Here is a 17,345-nt window from a genome sequence, read left to right on the forward strand (position 1 = left end):
TCGCGATCTGGACAATTGGAGCGTACTTTCACTCAAACCGTCTGCTTTGTCCGCAACCCGGTCATAGCCGTGTTTTCTACCAGTGTCTGCTCTGGATCAAAGCAGCCGTTTACGCTCCGACCTGTTAATAGGTCCAGAGCCTAATAGTCTCAGCTCCGGCTCACCTTTATTGTCGTCCTCTGTCGAATGCGGATAGAAGCATGCCCAAACTGCCCGTTAACGAGCCTTCGACGCACTCCCGGTGGCTCTAGATGGCGATACTTACCACGAGAAAACTCCGGCAAATCTAAAGCCAGTCCTTGTTTAATTAACTCTGCACCAATGTCTCGACCGTCTGGTAAATAGCATGTTCCCACAAGTCGGTCGTAAGACCTTTCACCATCAAGTTCTGCGGTAATGGTCTGCCCCTTACAAATTTCGACCATCGCCCATTTGGACTTTTGGCCGTAAGGCATGTCCAATTCCGGAGCATCGATTCCAGCCAAACGAATTTTTGTTCCATTTATTCGGATAGTGTCTCCATCTATCACATAAGCACGCCCTTGCAGCATCATGCTCTTTGGCATTGCTGGTATTGGGTATGCTGGCTTGTGGATGCGGCGTCTATTGTTGGGTCGAACAACTGGCTTCAGCGTTGATCGCCGATTGTTAGGTCGAACTACCGGCTTTAGGGAGGTTCTTCTCCGACGAGAGCGACCTACCGCACGGCCTATGGAGCGACCTATAGAGCGGCTTCAGCCAGTGACCTTAATCAAAAGTCCGCCAAATACAACGGCCAAGAAAACTAGTTCCATTGTTCCCAAAACCCTTCCACGAAGCGGATGATGTATGTTGTTCAAATAGGGTGTTTTGGGGTCGAATTGCTTTCGAATCACGGCCAATAGTTTTTTAATTTCCGCCAAATTAATAATATACAGATCAATTGCTTAGCTAATCTCGGAAGTTTTAATCCGAATTGAGGTTCGTACCGTGGTACATCAACATCCAAGGTACTCAACCAAGTCATGGATACTGGCTTTGATGTTCGGTTCGCCCAGAGAAAAAACACCCGCTGAACTGAGGCGGGGTACCGGCTATTGATCCAACCAGCGAAACGACCCGTAACACTCATGCCCCATTTAGTCTGGGCAGTCCCATGGTCAGACTAAATCCCCGCGTTGCCTATCATCCCAGATTAAGGTGACGCGGGGAACTTTGATCCAAACCGCGATCCTAGGCGTAATCTAGGTACCCCGAAACTAACGCCCGCTTTGTTCAATTGGTTTCCCTCCGAACAATGCGGGTTTTTTTGGGGATGAGGGGGTAACGAGTTTTCCGTCACCAGTGGCCGACCGGACCTTTCAATTCTGGTTCGGTCGGTAATGAGTCGTTCGGTGCTGAACGTCGCGCTTATTGAATCAAATGAAGAGCCACGGCACAGTTATTTAGGGTTGAAGGTTTGCTTGCGAAACTCGCGTTCAGCGCCTATCGTCACATTCTTATTCTGCAATAATATTATGGGAGAGATTCTATGAAATCGCTGACCAAGACTTTTGTTGTGGCTGCTGTTCTTGCATGTGGAGCAACAATCGGACATGCCAAAGACAAGAACATTCTGCCGAAAGACAATGCGGAATTTGAAAACTATGGCGAGGAATCTGGCTGGAACATCTTTGTGGACAAGAGCCGAAATACTTGCCTGATTGAAAGGGTGGATGAGAATACCAACGTTGTGCAAATGGGTCTAACGCCAGACAAGGATTTCGGCTACATGGGTGTTTTCACCAAGGCTGACATCGAGTTTAAGGATGACAAGGTAGAGCTGCTCATGGACAATAAATTGTACTATGGCGATACAACAGCAGCGCCGCCCAATTTGGCAGACGGGTACAAAGGCGGTTATCTCCTTGCTAACAATCCTGACTTCGTCACAGACGTGATGGAACGCGAAACGATGATTGTGATGCCGGAGTCCAACTTTGCCTTCGAAATTAGTCTTGCTGGCACAAAAAAGGCGATAGAAGCGGCGCGTGCATGCAACGCTTCTCTGACAAACTGATCATTCGAATTTTCTAAAGGCTGCTCAAGTTTTGGGTGGCCTTTTTTTGTTCGTTAGTGATGACAAAAAATTTGCGTCCCGACCTGCAGTATTTCAGACTGCCTTCACCACTATCCTCGTCAGCAGCCTAACGGTGACCGACCGGTCCTTTTAATTCTGGTTCGGTGGGCAATGCATGATCTGGTGGTTCTACCCCATGCTTTTCCAGCCATTCCAGCATTTCACCCCATTGGGTTTGGATGCTTGGTGCGCTGCGATACTCACGTAACTGTTCCAGCCGACATTTAAGATCATACGGAATCGTTCGGGGCCATTTGCGCATGAATTTGTTCTACTATTGTTCTCACCCCTGTCAACGGAAGTTTGACAGTGGGTGGGTGAGTCGTCGGTCAAACTAGCCCATATTGCCCATATTGCGGACGATACCGCACCCCGATCGCACCCCCGAGGGGCGCACCCCTCACAGGACAAGCCGAGACGGCTCGTAACCATATGAATTTTATTGAGATTTTGGTGGAGCCTAGGGGAGTCGAACCCCTGACCTCTTGCATGCCATGCAAGCGCTCTCCCAACTGAGCTAAGGCCCCATCATGGTACCGTCGATGCGGTGAGCGGACGTTTAGGAGACAGTGACGGCAAGTGCAAGTCCAAAATTGGATTTGAGCGTGAATTTCCGCCCCGCCTTCAGGTCAAATGAAAAAGGCGACCCTTGGGGCCGCCTTCTGCTTGATCAGTTGTCGTCTTCCGAGGACATGTCGGTAATGTCGTCCAAAGAAACGTCATCATTGTTGTCGTCATCGTCGTCCAGCAGATCGTCATCCAATTCGACGTCAACATTATCGTCATCGTCCAGAACCAGATCCTCTTCTGACGCCTTTTCACGCGCCTTGACCGAAGCTGCATCTTCCGCATCCGCCGCGATCATGCGGCTTTTGGATGTTTCAAGCTCCACGATCTCGCCGGTGTAGGGGCTGATGATCGGGTCCTTGTTCAGGTCGTAGAACCGCTTACCGGTTGTCGGGCAAACGCGCTTTACGCCCCATTCTTCCTTGGGCATGTCAAATCCCCTTGATATCAGGTGAGTCGTCTAAATGATTCAGCTCACCTGCCACAGGCAGAGGGCACTGTCAAAGTCTTTGCGCAAGAGAGGTCGCGATATGGGAGAGCACGCATTGCCAGGGACGCCGCCGGTGCCGCTGAGGCTGCGCAAATCAGCCCGGGCACGGCGTATCAGTTTGCGAATTTCTCAGTTGGATGGGCGGGTTACGTTGACGTACCCAATTGGCGTGCCAGAGACCGAGGCCCTGAACTTTGCGCGCACGAAAGAAGAATGGATTCGGCAGCATCTTGAGGACCGGCCGGATATGGCCAAGGTTCAGTTTGGGCAAACGATTCCAATTGAAGGCGTTGATCGGCGAATCGTGCCTGCTGTTGGCCGGCGGGTTTTGCTGCAAGCAAACGAGGTCGCGGTTCCAGAGGGCGCAGAGGCGCGGCGGTTGGCGCGATTTCTTAAGGAATTGGCGCGGGACCGGCTAACCGGGGCGTGCGACGACTATGCGGCTATGCTGGGACGGCCTTATTCGACGCTGAGTCTGCGAGATACGCGGTCTCGTTGGGGTTCGTGCAGCTCGCATGGTGGGCTGATGTTCTCGTGGCGACTGATCCTGGCGCCACCTGAGGTATTGCACTATGTGGCGGCTCATGAGGTGGCGCATCTTGCCGAAATGAACCATTCGCCTGCGTTCTGGGCGCAGGTCGAGAAGATCTTTGGTCCCTATCAACACCCTCGCCGCTGGTTGCGCGACAACGGGGCGGAGCTGCATCGCTTTAGATTTGATGATAAGCCGAGTTGACCTCGCGTGATTTTGTGATCACATAAGCGCATGATGAACGCGCGCACCTCCGAGACCCAAACTGCCACGCATGACCGGGTGTATCGGGTCCTGCGATCTCGAATCATGCATGGAGAGATGGCGCCGGGTCAGGCACTGACCCTGCGCGGCATCGGCAAGGAATTCGGTGTTTCAATGACCCCTGCACGTGAGGCGGTGCGCCGTCTGGCTGCTGAAGGGGCGCTTTTCCTTTCTACATCGGGCCGTGTATCGACGCCGGAGCTGACAAATGACCGGATCGAGGAGTTGGCAGCGTTGCGGGCATTGTTAGAGGTCGAGCTGGCAAGCCGGGCTTTGCCGCGCGCGCATATCGCGCTGATCGATCGGTTGCAGAGCATCAACATGACCGTTGCCGAGATGGTGACAAAGCGAGACGCGGTTGGCTATATTCGGTCAAATCTGGAGTTTCACCGCACTTTGTATCTGCGCGCGCAAGCGCCTGCGATGCTTGCCATTGCCGAAACCGTCTGGCTGCAGTTGGGGCCAACAATGCGGGCGTTGTATGGGCGTCTGCGGCGCACCGAGCCCCCGCATTATCACAAGCTGATCATTGCTGCGCTAAAGGCCGGGGACGAGCCCGGTTTGCGGCTGGCGGTTCGCTCGGATGTGACGCAGGGGCTGCGTTTGCTGGTGAGCTGAGCGGCTTCCCGCCGACATTGCATTGATGCTCTTCCTTTGCGCCACTCTACTGGCCTGAGAGGTTCTGCTGGGGTACGCTTGAGTCAAATCACAAACAAGAGCAGACCCCATCATGATTTCGCGCCGCGCCTTTTCTATTTGTCTTGGATCAACATTATTGGCTGCCTGCACGGGCGGCAGTGCTCCGACTCGAGCCCCTGCATCCCGGATGCGGGCAGTTCCGAACGCGGGTTGGGATGCCTGGGTTGCCGGGTTTAAGACCCGCGCCACATCGCAGGGAATTTCCCAGACTACACTCGATCAAGCGTTTCGCGGGGCAGGGTATTTGCCCGACGTGATCGAACGCGACCGCAATCAGGTCGAGTTCAAGCGCTCGCTCGAGGATTATCTGGCCATCGCCGCCTCGGACGAGCGGATTGAAACCGGTCAAAAGATGCTTCGACAGTATAACGGCACCCTGTCGCAGATCGAAGCGCAGTATGGCGTGGACAAGGAAATCGTCGTGGCCATCTGGGGGCTGGAAAGCCGCTATGGCGCGCGCCGTGGTGATGTACCTGTCGTTTCGGCGACATCAACGCTGGCCTATGACGGACGGCGCGGCGCGTTTTTTGAAAAGCAATTGGTGGCCGCATTACGCATTCTGCAAGAGGGCGACACAACACCCGCCAACATGACCGGCAGCTGGGCTGGGGCGATGGGGCATACGCAGTTCATCCCGACCTCGTACCTTGCTTATGCGGTCGATTTCACAGGGGATGGACGGCGCGATATCTGGTCCGAGGATCCGACGGATTCGCTGGCCTCTACGGCGTCGTATCTCGCGCGCGCCGGTTGGGTTCGGGGCCAACCCTGGGGAGGAGAGGTCGGAACGGTTTCGGGTACACCCGTCGCCGTGTTGCAACCGCAGACACCGGGGCCGCGCATTGCCGTGTTCCGTAACTTTCAGGTCATCAAGCGATATAACAATTCAGATAGCTACGCGATTGGTGTGGGCCATCTGGCAGACAGGATCGCAGGTGGTGCGCCGTTTCAGGCCTCGTTCGGACCGGACGCAAATGGTCTGACGTTGGAGGACCGTAAAGAGTTGCAACGCCGTCTGACATCCGCCGGGTATGACACCAAAGGCGCAGATGGGGTGATCGGCAAGAACACCAGATCCGCCATCAGCGATTATCAAAGCGCAAATGGCTTGCCTGTCACGGGTGAACCTTCGATTGGTTTGCTGCGCCGCTTGGGCGGCTGACGGTTACGCCGCCAGCCCTTTTGAACCGATATCCAGGAATTTCTGACGGCGGCCCTGAATCAGGGCCGCTGCATCTTTGCCGTCCAGCTCTTGCAGCATGGCGGTGATGGCCGAGCGTACGGCTTCCACGGCTGCTGGGCGGTCGCGATGCGCGCCGCCTTTGGGCTCGGTGATAATACGGTCGCAAACGCCCAGCTTATAGAGGTCCTGGGCAGTCAAGCGCAGCGCTTCGGCGGCCTCACGCATCTTTTCTGCGTCTTTCCACAATATCGACGCGCAGCCTTCGGGCGAGATCACCGAATAGACCGAGTGTTCCAGCATTGCGACGCGGTTTGCCGTGGCAAACGCCACAGCGCCGCCGGACCCACCTTCACCTATAATAACCGAGACCAAAGGCACGCCGATTTTCAGGCACATCTCGGTTGAACGCGCGATGGCTTCTGATTGGCCGCGTTCTTCGGCTCCTTTGCCGGGATAGGCCCCGGCTGTATCGATCAGTGTAATAACCGGCAGGCCGAAACGCCCGGCCATCTCCATAAGGCGAACGGCCTTACGATAACCTTCGGGGCGGGCCATGCCGAAATTGCGCTCAATTCGCGATTTGGTGTCAGAACCTTTTTCGTGCCCAATCACCATAACCGGCTGATCGTTGAATCGCGCAAGGCCACCGATCACGGCCAGATCGTCAGCAAAGTTGCGATCACCTGCCAGCGGCGTAAACTCGGTGAACAGAGCGTCCACGTAATCATTGCAGTGCGGGCGTTCCGGGTGACGCGCCACCTGACATTTCCGCCAGGGGGTCAAATCGGCGTACAGCTCTTCCAGCAGCTTTGCGGCTTTTGCATCCAGCGCGGCGGCTTCTTCGGACACATCCATTTCTTCGTTGGTGCGGGCCAGCGCACGCAGCTCTTCAGCTTTGCCTTCAATCTCGGCCAGCGGTTTTTCGAAATCCAGATACTGGGTCATGACGCCTCTCAACGCGGAAGTTCCCTGCTATATGGCCTGACGTTGCTCGGGATGCAACTCAGCAAGATTTGTGGCTTCGCACTATGCGACCACGGTTAGGCAAGAAGAAGGAAGGATGACGATGGCCACTAGCTATGAAGATCGCGTGCTGCGCGTTTTGGCTTATATCCATGACAACCCTGCCGGGGACTTGTCGCTGGATGCGCTGGCCGACGTGGCAGCGATGTCCAGGTTTCACTGGCACCGGGTGTTTCGCGCTCTGACCGGTGAAACCTGTGCGCAGGCGGTGCGTCGCGTTCGTCTGCACCGAGCGGCCACTTGGCTTGTGTGCACGGATCGGCCGATCACGGATATTGCAGCGTCTGTGGGATATCCCAATCCAAGTTCTTTTGCGCGGGCATTTTCTGATGCCTATGGCGGCAGCCCTGCCGCCTTTCGTAAAGCGGGTCAATTTCACCCCGCGCAACCTGATTTTAAAACCGGAGGATATCCGATGCATCCTGTCACAACCCGAACAGAACCTGCCCGTCGTGTCGTCGCCTTGCCGCACAAAGGGGCTTATTCAGAGATCGGCAAAAGCTTTGAAGCTTTCGGAGCTTTGTGCGAGTCTCGCCAGCTTTGGCCGCAGGTTGGGCCAGTTCTGGCGTTATACTTCGATAGTCCCGATGATGTTCCCGAGGATCAATTGCGTAGTTACGCCGGGGCTGAATTCCGGGGTGCAACAACCCCTGAAGGGATGGAGGAGATGTCGATCGCCGGTGGCAAAACGGCTGTGTTGACTTACAAGGGGCCATACTCCGGAATTGCGGCTGCCTATCACAGCCTGTTTGGCAACTGGCTTCCAGACTCAGGTGAAGAACCTGCAGACGAGCCGTGTTACGAGATCTACCTCAATGACCCTCGCGAAACAGCGCCGGATGATTTGCTGACCGAGATCTGCCTGCCCTTGAAGTGATCCAAAGCGTATCAGGCGGGGTCCGCTTGGGCCCTGTCTTAGCTCTTTTTTGTGGATCAAAAGAACCGATTCACCAGGCGGTGTTCTGCTGGCGGTTCAGGGTAAACCCGTCTTTCAATGGTCTGCTGCTCGGAAAGGATTCCTAAGGCTTCGTTTAATGCCAGATTGCCATGCGGCAAGGCCTAGGGTTCGGACCCAGGGTTAATCGCAACCGGTCTTGCAGTTCACTTTGAACTTTGTCGCGACACTTACAGTGCACTGCGCTGAGTTCGCTGACGGTACAGTTGGTTTCAATATGATATTTACGGGGCGTTTTTCATAAAACACAGCACAAGGGTGCATCTTCATTGAACCTCTTGTTGGTGTTGCAAAACTTCGGGTTTGCTTCACTGAGTTGTGATTCACATCTGCAACAATCGCGTGAATGCTGCAATTCCGTCTCTTTTCCGCCGAAATCTGTGCTGATAAGCGTTTATCTAAATGTTGGGGCGGTAAAAAGTGCGAGTGGGCAGATGAGAGCCGGAGCAAACGGTCAAATAGCCATTTCTTGGAACCAGACAGAGCTTGATGAGCTTGAGGCACCGCCTTTGGCTTTTTTGGTCGTCGGGGCAGCATGGTCCTGGCGTGGTCAGGCCGTTTTTCTGAGCGAGAGTATCGAGCAGATTGTTGAACGATCTGGAAGTGTCGGAAGAACCGCTTCTTCGACGAAGGATCGCTTTGCAGTCATTCGGGATATCACTGGGGACATGTGTGGCACTGTCGTGTTGACCAATGGCGCGCAAAGGTTCAGTGCGGATCTGGTCGTTCAGGAGGGTGATATTGATCCGACATTTGTCTTCACGAATGGATGCCCCCCACGGGACCAGGCCTTTTGGGTGAGCGAAGTGAGCGAGTTCGTCGCCTCGGCCTTTGTGCAGCCCGAGCCTGACACTACGGTTGTAAGCTTTCCCCGTCAGGCCCTGTCGCGGCACAGCTGATCCCAAGCGCGAACCAACTTCCTGTCGTCTTTTCCTGACGGGTCCGCGTCGGCGTGTTTTAGTGCCGCTCCTTTTCGTGATTCAATTCGCTTATTGACTCTGCCAATCCTGCGGATATAAGCGCGGCTTCATTGGTGTTGGTGGCCCCCGCAAGGGGAAGCCTGTCATGGGGAAACCTCAAGAGGACAACGCCCTTCATAGTGGCCCTTTGGGCCTCGACCTGAACGAAGGAGATCAGCCGTGACCAAACGCACGTCTGCCAAGTACAAAATTGACCGCCGGATGGGCGAAAACATCTGGGGTCGTCCGAAATCCCCGGTCAACCGTCGCGAATACGGCCCCGGCCAGCACGGACAGCGCCGCAAGGGCAAACTGTCGGACTTCGGTCTGCAGCTGCGCGCCAAGCAAAAGCTCAAAGGCTACTATGGCGACCTGACCGAGAAGCAGTTCCGCCGCATCTATGCCGAAGCCGTACGTGTGAACGGCGACACCGGTGAAAACCTGATCGGTCTGCTGGAGCGCCGCCTGGACGCTGTCGTTTATCGTGCCAAGTTTGTTGCGACCGTCTTTGCTGCTCGTCAGTTCGTCAACCACGGTCACGTCAAAGTAAACGGCAAGCGGGTCAACATCCCGTCCTACCGTGTCAAAGAAGGTGACGTGATCGAAGTGCGTGACAAATCCAAGCAACTGGCCGTTGTTCTGGAAGCGGCCGCACTGGCAGAGCGTGATGTTCCGGATTACATCGACGCGGATCACTCGAAAATGACCGCCACTTTCGTGCGCGCGCCTGGTCTGGGCGATGTGCCTTACCCGGTTGTCATGGAGCCGAACCTGGTCGTCGAATTCTACGCGAAGAACTAATCTTCGCCGACATACAGATTTCCAAGGCCGCGCAATTTGCGCGGCCTTTTTTATGCTGCGTTTTGCGTTCCAATGTCTTGCCTTGGGGAAACACCAAACTTGCGGGAATACTCCCGGCTGAATTGAGTGGGGCTTTCATATCCCACGTCAAACGCCGCTTGCGATACGCTTACCGCGCCGTGTGATAAAATCCGCCGTGCTTCGAGCAACTTGAGGTCTTTTTGATATTGCAGCGGAGATTTGGCCGTCACCGATTTAAAATGCGCGTGAAAGGCTGAAACGCTCATCCCAGCGGTTTGCGCAAGGTCAGACACCGGTAGTGAGGTTCGAAAACCTGAGCGGATAACGTCAATCACCCGCGCGATTCGACTGGCGGGGCTGTCGCGCCATAGCATTTGCCGCAGCATTCCACCGTGATCCGCTTGTAGCAGTCTGTAATGAACTTCGCGGCTGATCAACGGGGCTAAAATCTGCGTGTCCATCGCGTTCTGACTGGCGCGAAACAGGCGGGTCATGGCATCGATTAGATCAGGTGTGGCTTTGGACGCAGCAAGGCTTTGTGCCATTTCGGGCGCTGCCGGTGCAGAGCCGACTTCATCATACAATCCACGAAGGATGGACAAGTTGAGTGAGAAGACAAGCCCGACATACGGTTTCTGCCGGCTCGCTTCGGTAACAGCGGCCAATACCGGGATGGAATGACTGACGATCAAAGAGTCGCCTGCTCCGAATTGGACAAGCCGATCTCCGATGTGTGTTTCCTTCTTACCTTGTAGAACTAGGCAGACGATGGGTTCATAAACCTGCGCCTCAATGGGTTTGGTTCTGATGTCATGTAACAGGCCGAACCCATCCAGTTTGGTCGTGTAGAACGGTTCACTTTCTGACTGTTCGTGTACGGCTTTGCAAATATCGGTGATCAGATCAAACGTCATGCTGTAGCGCCTTTTGGTTATGCCCAGCATAGTTTGTGGGGCGTGTTCGCACCATTGAAAATCCGAAGCTTTGGAGAATCAGGCAGAAGTTGAGGAGGATCCGGCAGGTATTTCGCGGTGCGCAAAGTTATTTGTCTCTCAGGCTTATCATTGCGGAGAAAGACCATGGCACAGACCATCCTCATCACCGGCGCGTCGTCTGGTATCGGCAAAGTCACGGCAGAACTGTTTCAGAAACAAGGTTGGAACGTCATCGCCACCATGCGCAGCCCGGAAAAGGAAACCGAGCTATCGCAGTTGGAAAACGTTCTGGTCACCCGTCTGGACGTAACCGACGAAGCCTCGATCACAACGGCCGTTGCAAACGGGATCGCGCGGTTCGGCCAGATCGATGTTCTGCTGAACAATGCAGGGTATGGGGCCTACGGGCCGTTGGAGGCGTTCCCGATGGACCGCATTCGTCGGCAATTTGACACCAACGTCATCGGTCTGCTGGCCGTAACCAAAGCGGTATTGCCGCATATGCGGGCGAACGGCTCTGGCTGCATCGTCAACATCTCATCCATCGGTGGACAGATCACCTTCCCGCTTGGGGCGCTGTATCACGGCACGAAGTTCGCAGTCGAAGGTCTGTCAGAGTCGCTGCATTACGAACTCGCTGCGGCTGGCATCAAGGTCAAGATTGTCGAGCCCGGGCTGATCGCCACAGATTTCGGCGGCCGCTCGTTCGACTTCGTCAATGATGAATCCATGACGGAATACCAGCCGGTGGTCCAGGCCTTGTTCGGCGCCTGGGGTTCAGAAGAGATGGCATCGCGCACCTCACCGCCCAGCGTTGTGGCCGACGTGATCTGGGATGCAGTGACCGAGGGGACTGACACATTGCGGTATCGCGCGGGCGAGGATGCGGTCGAATACCTCGACAACCGCAAGGCACTGGACGATGCCACCTTCATCGGTGGAATGAAAACGATGCTCGGGCTGGCCTGAGGTCTAAATCGGCAGCGGTCGCCCTTCGGCGATCGCTTCCATCGCGAAATACGAGGTCACACTGTCCAGTTCGACCTTTTCGATCAGGCGTTGGTAGACCTTGTCGTAAGACGCCATATCTTCGGTGACGACTTTCAGTTGGTAATCGTAATCGCCGCCGATGCGATGAAAATCCACGACTTCTGGGATGGTCAGAACATGGCTGCGAAACGCCTGAAGCCATTCGGCCGAATGATGCCGCGTGCGCAGCATGACAAAGACCACTAAGCTCAGCCCTAGTTTCTCGCGCGCGATACGAGCGGTGGATCCAATCAGGACGCCATCTTCGTTGAGGGCCTTCAATCGCCGCCAGCAGGCATTTTGAGAAAGACCAACGCGATCTGCCAATTCCCGTTGGGATAGGGTGGCGTCCTTTTGCAGTTCTTTCAGAATGCGCGTGTCAATTTGATCTAATTTTGAAGTCATACTTGATCATATGACACAAAATATTCGAAATCTACGCAAAGATAGGTGAAGTTTCCCCGGTGCGAATAAATCACATTGGTTGGGCAGTTAGGAGCCCATGCCATGACCCTGTCCAAATTTCGTGCGGATCTTTGTTCGACCACTCACAATTCCAACCTGCGCGACGGACTTATCGGAGAAAATGTTCTGATCCCGGGACTGCTTGGGGACGTACCGCTTGTCTATGCGGATTACGTCGCTTCGGGCCGTGCATTGCGGCAGGTCGAAGACTATGTCGCGCAGCATGTGTTGCCGTTCTACGCGAACAGCCATACCGAGGCCTCCTACTGCGGTTCCTACATGACACGTCTGCGTCGCGAAGCACGCGATGAGATAGCCCGCCTTGTTGGCGCGAGGGGAGAAGACACGGTGATCTTTACCGGGTCCGGTGCCACGGCGGGGCTCAACCGGTTGGTCAGTTTGATGGGAGTGGAAGAGGCTGACCAGCCGGTTGTTTTGATCGGGCCATACGAGCATCATTCAAACATCTTGCCCTGGCGCGAGAGCAAGGCGCAGGTGATCGAAATCCCCGAGGCACGGGGTGGGGGTGTTGATCTGAACGCATTGCAAAATGCGTTGCAATCACATGCGGACGCTGACCTGTTGATCGGGTCGTTTTCTGCCGCATCTAATGTGACGGGCATTATTACTGACCCAGATCCGGTGACGCGATTGCTCAAGGCGCATGGGGCTTTGGCCGTGTGGGACTATGCCGGCGGCGGGCCGTATCTGCCGATGGATATGGGTCCGGCGGATGCGCGCAAAGACGCCATCGTGGTTTCTCCGCATAAGTTCCCCGGTGGTCCGGGCGCGTCAGGCATTTTGATCGTGAATCAATCGGCCGTTCAAAGAAATTGCCCCAGCTGGCCCGGCGGTGGCACGGTCAGTTTTGTATCGCCATGGCGCCACGATTACAGCGCCGATCTGTCAACTCGCGAAGAGGCCGGAACGCCCAACGTGATCGGAGACATACGCGCGGCACTGGCGTTCATCGTGAAGGATGTCGTCGGAACAGAGGAAATTGCCGGGCGCGAAGCGCAATTCAACCAGATGGCTCTGGAAGGTTGGCAGGACAACCCGCACCTGACTTTGCTTGGGGTCGATAACCCGCATCGCTTGCCAATCTTCTCGTTTCTTGTTCGCGACAATGCTGGACAACCGGTGCATCAGCAGCTGTTCACCCGGATGCTCAGCGACATCTATGGTATTCAGGCGCGCGGTGGCTGTGCCTGCGCGGGACCATATGCGCATCGTTTGTTGGGGATAGATCGCGCCATGTCCGAGGAGTTGCATGCGGATTTGTCGGCCGGAGAAGAGATGAAGAAGCCCGGTTGGGTGCGCTTGAATTTCTCGTATCTGATGGACGAGGAAACGGTTCAGTTCATTATCGACAGCGTCAATGACTTGTCCCGCCGAACCGAAGAGTTCGCGCCCTTTTACAACGCCGACCCGGCAACCGCGCGCTTCAAAGCCGCATGATGGATTTGCCGCTTTTCTCAACCCGTTGAGACAGGTATGAGAGGCCCATTCAACGGAGCCTCTCAATGACCAAGATCACCCCTCAACCCGGCATTATGGACATCGCGCTCTATCAGGGCGGCCAGTCGCATGTGGCCGGGGTGGAACACGTGATCAAGCTGAGCTCGAACGAAAACCCGTTTGGGCCAAGCCCCAAGGCGATTGAGGCGGTACGCGACAGCGCGGCAACTTTGCATCGTTATCCCAGCACTGACCACGCAAGCCTGCGCGCAGCAATCGGCGCGCGCCACGGGCTGGACCCGGCGCGGATCATCTGCGGTGTCGGCAGTGACGAGGTGCTGCAATTCATCGCTCAGGCTTATGCGGGCCCGGGGGATGAGGTGATTTACACCGAGCACGGGTTCTCGATGTACCCAATCATCGCCCGCATGGCGGGTGCGACGCCGGTCATGGTAGCCGAGCGTGACCGCAAGGTGGATGTGGATGCCATTCTGTCTGCAGTGACGGGGCAAACGCGGATCGTGTTTGTCACCAACCCGGGCAACCCGACCTCAACCATGATCTCGAATGACGAACTGGAACGGCTTGCACAGGGTCTGCCTGACACCTGCTTGATAGTTCTGGACGGGGCCTATGCCGAGTTTGTGGACGGGTTCGACGGCGGTGCGTCGCTGGTCGATGCCCATGAGAATGTCATCATGACCCGTACCTTTTCAAAAGTGTACGGGCTGGGTGGAATGCGGGTTGGCTGGGGCTATGCGCATCAATCGATCATCGACGTGCTGAACCGGGTACGCCAACCGTTCAACCTTTCACTGACTGCCTTGGCTGCGGCTGAGGCTGCGGTGAACGATGTCGAGTTTCTGTCCTTTTGCCAATCTGAAAACGCGCGTCTGCGTGTGTTTCTGGCGGATGAGCTGGACAAGGTCGATGTGCCCTCGGACCCGTCCTGTACCAACTTCATCCTCGCACGTTTCGCAGACAGGGCCGAGGCCGAAGCCTGCGACGACTACCTCAAATCGCAGGGTTTGATTGTCCGTCGTGTTGCAGGCTACAACCTGCCAAACGCCCTGCGGATTACCGTGGGCGACGAAGAAGCCTGCCGCCGTGTCGTTGCGGCGATTACTGCATTTAAGAAGGGCGCAGCATGAGCCAGATATACGACCGTGTTGCGCTTATCGGGCTGGGCCTGATTGCTTCGTCCATGTTCTGGGCGATCAAACGGGCAGGGCTGGCCGGGGAAGTCACGGGTTATGCCCGGTCCGAGGCCACTCGGGACACCGCGCGCAGAATAGGGCTGTGCGACCGCGTTTGCGATACCGCGCAAGAAGCCGTTGAGGGCGCCGATCTGGTTGTCCTCTGTGTCCCGGTCGGGGCGATGGGGGCTGTCGCAGAAGAGATTGCACCCGTTTTGAAATCCGGCGCGACGGTGTCGGATGTCGGTTCGGTCAAGCGCAACGTGATCGACGCTGTGCAGCCGCACATCCCCGAAACCGTGCATTTTATCCCGGCACACCCGTTGGCAGGTACCGAACATTCCGGCCCGGAATCTGGTTTTGCAGAACTGTTTGACAACCGCTGGTGCCTGTTGGTCCCGGTCGAGAACTCGGACCCCGAGGCGATTGCCCGCCTACGTGCGTTGTGGGAAGGCATGGGGTCAAACGTCGATGAGATGGATGCAGATCACCATGATCTGGTGTTGGCCGTGACCTCTCATGCGCCGCACCTGATTGCCTATACAATGGTTGGCGTGGCAGACGATCTGCGACGCGTAACCGACAGTGAGGTCATAAAATATTCGGCCGCCGGTTTCCGGGACTTCACCCGCATCGCAGCATCCGACCCGACCATGTGGCGGGATGTTTTCCTGTCCAACAAGGATGCCACGCTGGAAATTCTGGGCCGCTTCACCGAAGAGCTGTTTGCCCTGCAACGCGCCATCCGAACCGGTGACGGAGAACATTTGTTTGACTACTTTACCCGGACGCGTGCTATTCGTCGCGGCATTATCGATGCGGGGCAGGATACGGATGCTCCGGATTTTGGGCGCGGGAAGTCAAGTACATGAAGCTAAGCTGGGGGCACGTTCTGATCGGAGTCCTGGCCTTAACGGCCATGACATCGCAGGCTGCGCCTCTGGATCGGTCCTTGGTGCCTTTGACGCGTCCGGCGTTGGGGCAGGTCGCGAAAACCGACGGTACTCAACCAACATTGCGACCTGTATCACGCCCGGTTTCGCCACAGGTTACAGCTGCGGTGGTGCGTCCGTCGGAGGTGCCGCTTAGACCCTTGATGCGCCCCGAATGGCTGGAACAAGAGGTGCTGTTCAAGAAGCGCAAGCTGCGCAAAAGCTCGGTCTGCGGTGATATTGCCATTCAGGGCAAGCCAGTGGGTCGGGTCGGAAGCAAGAATTCAGCTTGTGGCGTCAAAGACGCAGTGCAGATCACTTCTGTCTCGGGTGTGGCGCTCAGCCGTCCTTCGACCATGGACTGTGGCACCGCGATCGCACTGAACAAATGGGTTGATAAAACAGTCAAACCCACTTTTAAGCGCCGTGGCCCTGTGGTTGAGCTACAAGTGGCTGCCCATTACGCGTGCCGAACCCGCAACAACCGCAAGGGTGCTCGGATTTCCGAGCATGGCAAGGGTCGGGCAATTGACATCTCGGGGTTCACGATGGCCGATGGCGAGGTGGTGACAGTACTGAAAGGCTGGCGCAAGAACCCCTCGCAAAAGCAACTCAAGAAGATCTGGCGCGGCGCGTGCGGCCCGTTTGGCACCGTTCTGGGGCCGAATTCAGACCGTTATCACAAGGATCATTTCCATCTGGACACAGCCCGCTATCGCAGTGGCACTTACTGCCGCTAGCGCAAGATCAGGCGAGGGGTAGGCCCCAAGGGCAATGGTCCAAGTGCTACAAATCCGTCGCGGAAATTCAGCTGCAAGTCCAGTGCTTTAGGGTTCCCCCCCAACCCAGCCATAAAGTTGAGCGCGCGCGTAACCGGATCTACGGCCTGATCGGGTAGGGCACCCGCCGCATTTGCCATGGCGATCATGTCCCGCCAGTTTTCTGCCTTGACCGCTATCTCTCCTGTTGGAATTCCTTGCTCATCCACATCCAATGCGCCGGTGGCGAATAACCTGAGCCCACCCCACTTGGCCTCGGCGAGCTTAAGGTCGATCCTGACCGGCTGAGGTCGACCCTGTTCCAGCGCGGACCGGTCCCAGGGTTTGCTGAAGGTCGCGACCATGTCCAGTTCAAGTGTGTCAAAAGCTTGCGGCAGCGAGGCGGCGGACTTCATCAGATCACGCAGCTCATCGCCAGGGGCAAATCCATCCACGCGCACAGCCATGTTATAGGCTTCGGGTGTGGCGGTTTGCTCCATCAGCAGTTCCAGGGTTCCACCCGCGGCCAAAGCCTGCGCGTTCTCGGTAATGGACCATGGGCCTGCGGTCAGTGCCATTTTTTCCAGAACCAACGCTACGCCCGGCCGCAACTGCAATTGCGCTTGCAACGCATCTGCTTCGATCGTTGCGGTCTGATCGAAATATGACAGGCGCTGCGGTGTATCGGCAAAGCGCAGGATCTGACGTCCGGGCCAGATCGCAGGGCTTTCGAACTCAATCCAGTCCGCGCTCCATGCGGTACCCGTTACCGGATCCGCTAGGGCGGGATTGTTCAGCCGTGTCATGTGATGGGTCGGGTAGCCCGCTGTCTCAACCTCCGAGAACTCCGCTTGCCAGCCCAGCTCCTGCTGTTGGTCGAACCAGCCGGTGATGGCATTGCGCAGCCCAAATCCGGCGATGAACCAATAGATGCTCCACAGAGCGGCTATAAAGATGAACACTCGTAATAGACGGCGCAT

At 56.1% G+C, this 17,345-nt stretch carries 18 protein-coding genes and 1 tRNA gene; 12 read left to right on the top strand and 7 right to left on the bottom strand.

All coding sequences use genetic code 11. The features are described 5' to 3' along the window. Nucleotides 1-149: 149 nt before the first annotated feature. Nucleotides 150-566 carry a thermonuclease family protein gene (locus GS632_RS20290; protein ID WP_171238365.1) on the bottom strand — a complete coding sequence of 139 codons (417 nt, stop codon included), beginning with the start codon at nt 564-566 and terminating at the stop codon, nt 150-152. A gap of 944 nt (nt 567-1,510) precedes the next feature. Here GS632_RS20290 and GS632_RS20295 point away from each other — a divergent pair. Beyond that, nucleotides 1,511-2,038, top strand: a complete 528-nt coding sequence (locus tag GS632_RS20295) for a hypothetical protein (RefSeq protein ID WP_171181288.1) — start codon at nt 1,511-1,513, stop codon at nt 2,036-2,038. Nucleotides 2,039-2,549: 511 nt separating this feature from the next. On the opposite strand, the gene GS632_RS20300 is transcribed toward GS632_RS20295, so the two are convergent. After that, nucleotides 2,550-2,625 (bottom strand) — tRNA-Ala (locus GS632_RS20300). 143 nt (nt 2,626-2,768) lie between these two features. Then, entirely contained in the window at nt 2,769-3,095 is a 327-nt protein-coding gene (locus GS632_RS20305) for a TIGR02300 family protein (protein ID WP_171181290.1), read from the bottom strand. Between the two features lie 100 nt (nt 3,096-3,195). On the opposite strand from GS632_RS20305, the gene GS632_RS20310 reads away from it, so the two are divergent. From GS632_RS20310 to GS632_RS20320, 3 genes are all read left to right on the top strand, one after another. Further along, entirely contained in the window at nt 3,196-3,891 is a 696-nt protein-coding gene (locus GS632_RS20310) for a M48 family metallopeptidase (protein ID WP_245223304.1), read from the top strand. Nucleotides 3,892-3,924: 33 nt separating this feature from the next. Then, nucleotides 3,925-4,569, top strand: a complete 645-nt coding sequence (locus tag GS632_RS20315) for a GntR family transcriptional regulator (RefSeq protein ID WP_371809081.1) — start codon at nt 3,925-3,927, stop codon at nt 4,567-4,569. Between the two features lie 112 nt (nt 4,570-4,681). Next, on the top strand, nt 4,682-5,812 hold the full coding sequence (locus GS632_RS20320) for a lytic murein transglycosylase (protein WP_171722388.1): 1,131 nt from the start codon (nt 4,682-4,684) through the stop codon (nt 5,810-5,812). 3 nt (nt 5,813-5,815) lie between these two features. Here GS632_RS20320 and GS632_RS20325 read toward each other — a convergent pair whose 3' ends face one another. Then, on the bottom strand, nt 5,816-6,778 hold the full coding sequence (locus tag GS632_RS20325; RefSeq protein ID WP_171238363.1) for an acetyl-CoA carboxylase carboxyltransferase subunit alpha: 963 nt from the start codon (nt 6,776-6,778) through the stop codon (nt 5,816-5,818). Between the two features lie 121 nt (nt 6,779-6,899). Here GS632_RS20325 and GS632_RS20330 point away from each other — a divergent pair, with 121 nt between their 5' ends. From GS632_RS20330 to rpsD, 3 genes are all read left to right on the top strand, one after another. Further along, on the top strand, nt 6,900-7,733 hold the full coding sequence (locus GS632_RS20330) for a GyrI-like domain-containing protein (RefSeq protein WP_171181301.1): 834 nt from the start codon (nt 6,900-6,902) through the stop codon (nt 7,731-7,733). A gap of 512 nt (nt 7,734-8,245) precedes the next feature. Beyond that, nucleotides 8,246-8,710 (top strand): hypothetical protein, encoded by a 465-nt coding sequence (locus tag GS632_RS20335; RefSeq protein WP_171238362.1) that lies wholly within the window; start codon nt 8,246-8,248, stop codon nt 8,708-8,710. A 240-nt stretch (nt 8,711-8,950) separates the two neighbouring features. Continuing rightward, a complete protein-coding gene (gene rpsD / locus GS632_RS20340) occupies nt 8,951-9,571 on the top strand; it encodes a 30S ribosomal protein S4 (protein WP_058275494.1) in 621 nt (206 codons plus the stop codon). Nucleotides 9,572-9,621: 50 nt separating this feature from the next. Here rpsD and GS632_RS20345 read toward each other — a convergent pair whose 3' ends face one another. After that, a complete protein-coding gene (locus GS632_RS20345; protein ID WP_171238361.1) occupies nt 9,622-10,506 on the bottom strand; it encodes an AraC family transcriptional regulator in 885 nt (294 codons plus the stop codon). Nucleotides 10,507-10,671: 165 nt separating this feature from the next. Between GS632_RS20345 and GS632_RS20350 the strand changes: the two genes are divergently transcribed. Continuing rightward, nucleotides 10,672-11,496 carry an SDR family oxidoreductase gene (locus tag GS632_RS20350; RefSeq protein WP_171238360.1) on the top strand — a complete coding sequence of 275 codons (825 nt, stop codon included), beginning with the start codon at nt 10,672-10,674 and terminating at the stop codon, nt 11,494-11,496. Nucleotides 11,497-11,499: 3 nt separating this feature from the next. On the opposite strand, the gene GS632_RS20355 is transcribed toward GS632_RS20350, so the two are convergent. After that, nucleotides 11,500-11,961, bottom strand: a complete 462-nt coding sequence (locus GS632_RS20355; RefSeq protein WP_171091768.1) for an Lrp/AsnC family transcriptional regulator — start codon at nt 11,959-11,961, stop codon at nt 11,500-11,502. Between the two features lie 102 nt (nt 11,962-12,063). Here GS632_RS20355 and GS632_RS20360 point away from each other — a divergent pair, with 102 nt between their 5' ends. The 4 genes from GS632_RS20360 to GS632_RS20375 all read left to right on the top strand — a co-directional run bounded on the left by GS632_RS20360 (nt 12,064) and on the right by GS632_RS20375 (nt 16,347). Then, the gene (locus tag GS632_RS20360; protein WP_171238359.1) at nt 12,064-13,479 is read left to right on the top strand and encodes an aminotransferase class V-fold PLP-dependent enzyme; all 1,416 of its coding nucleotides are present in this window, start codon (nt 12,064-12,066) and stop codon (nt 13,477-13,479) included. A 65-nt stretch (nt 13,480-13,544) separates the two neighbouring features. Next, nucleotides 13,545-14,630, top strand: a complete 1,086-nt coding sequence (gene hisC, locus GS632_RS20365; protein WP_171181315.1) for a histidinol-phosphate transaminase — start codon at nt 13,545-13,547, stop codon at nt 14,628-14,630. Further along, nucleotides 14,627-15,547, top strand: a complete 921-nt coding sequence (locus GS632_RS20370; RefSeq protein WP_171181317.1) for a prephenate/arogenate dehydrogenase family protein — start codon at nt 14,627-14,629, stop codon at nt 15,545-15,547. Before hisC ends, GS632_RS20370 begins: the two co-directional genes overlap by 4 nt. Then, nucleotides 15,544-16,347: an extensin family protein gene (locus tag GS632_RS20375; RefSeq protein ID WP_171238358.1), complete on the top strand. Its 804-nt coding sequence runs from the start codon at nt 15,544-15,546 to the stop codon at nt 16,345-16,347. Before GS632_RS20370 ends, GS632_RS20375 begins: the two co-directional genes overlap by 4 nt. Here the strand turns inward: GS632_RS20375 and GS632_RS20380 are convergent. After that, nucleotides 16,344-17,345 carry a DUF2125 domain-containing protein gene (locus GS632_RS20380; RefSeq protein ID WP_171238357.1) on the bottom strand — a complete coding sequence of 334 codons (1,002 nt, stop codon included), beginning with the start codon at nt 17,343-17,345 and terminating at the stop codon, nt 16,344-16,346. The genes GS632_RS20375 and GS632_RS20380 overlap by 4 nt on opposite strands.

The organism is Ruegeria sp. HKCCD7296, assembly GCF_013110775.1.
In the GTDB taxonomy this organism is placed as follows: domain Bacteria; phylum Pseudomonadota; class Alphaproteobacteria; order Rhodobacterales; family Rhodobacteraceae; genus Ruegeria.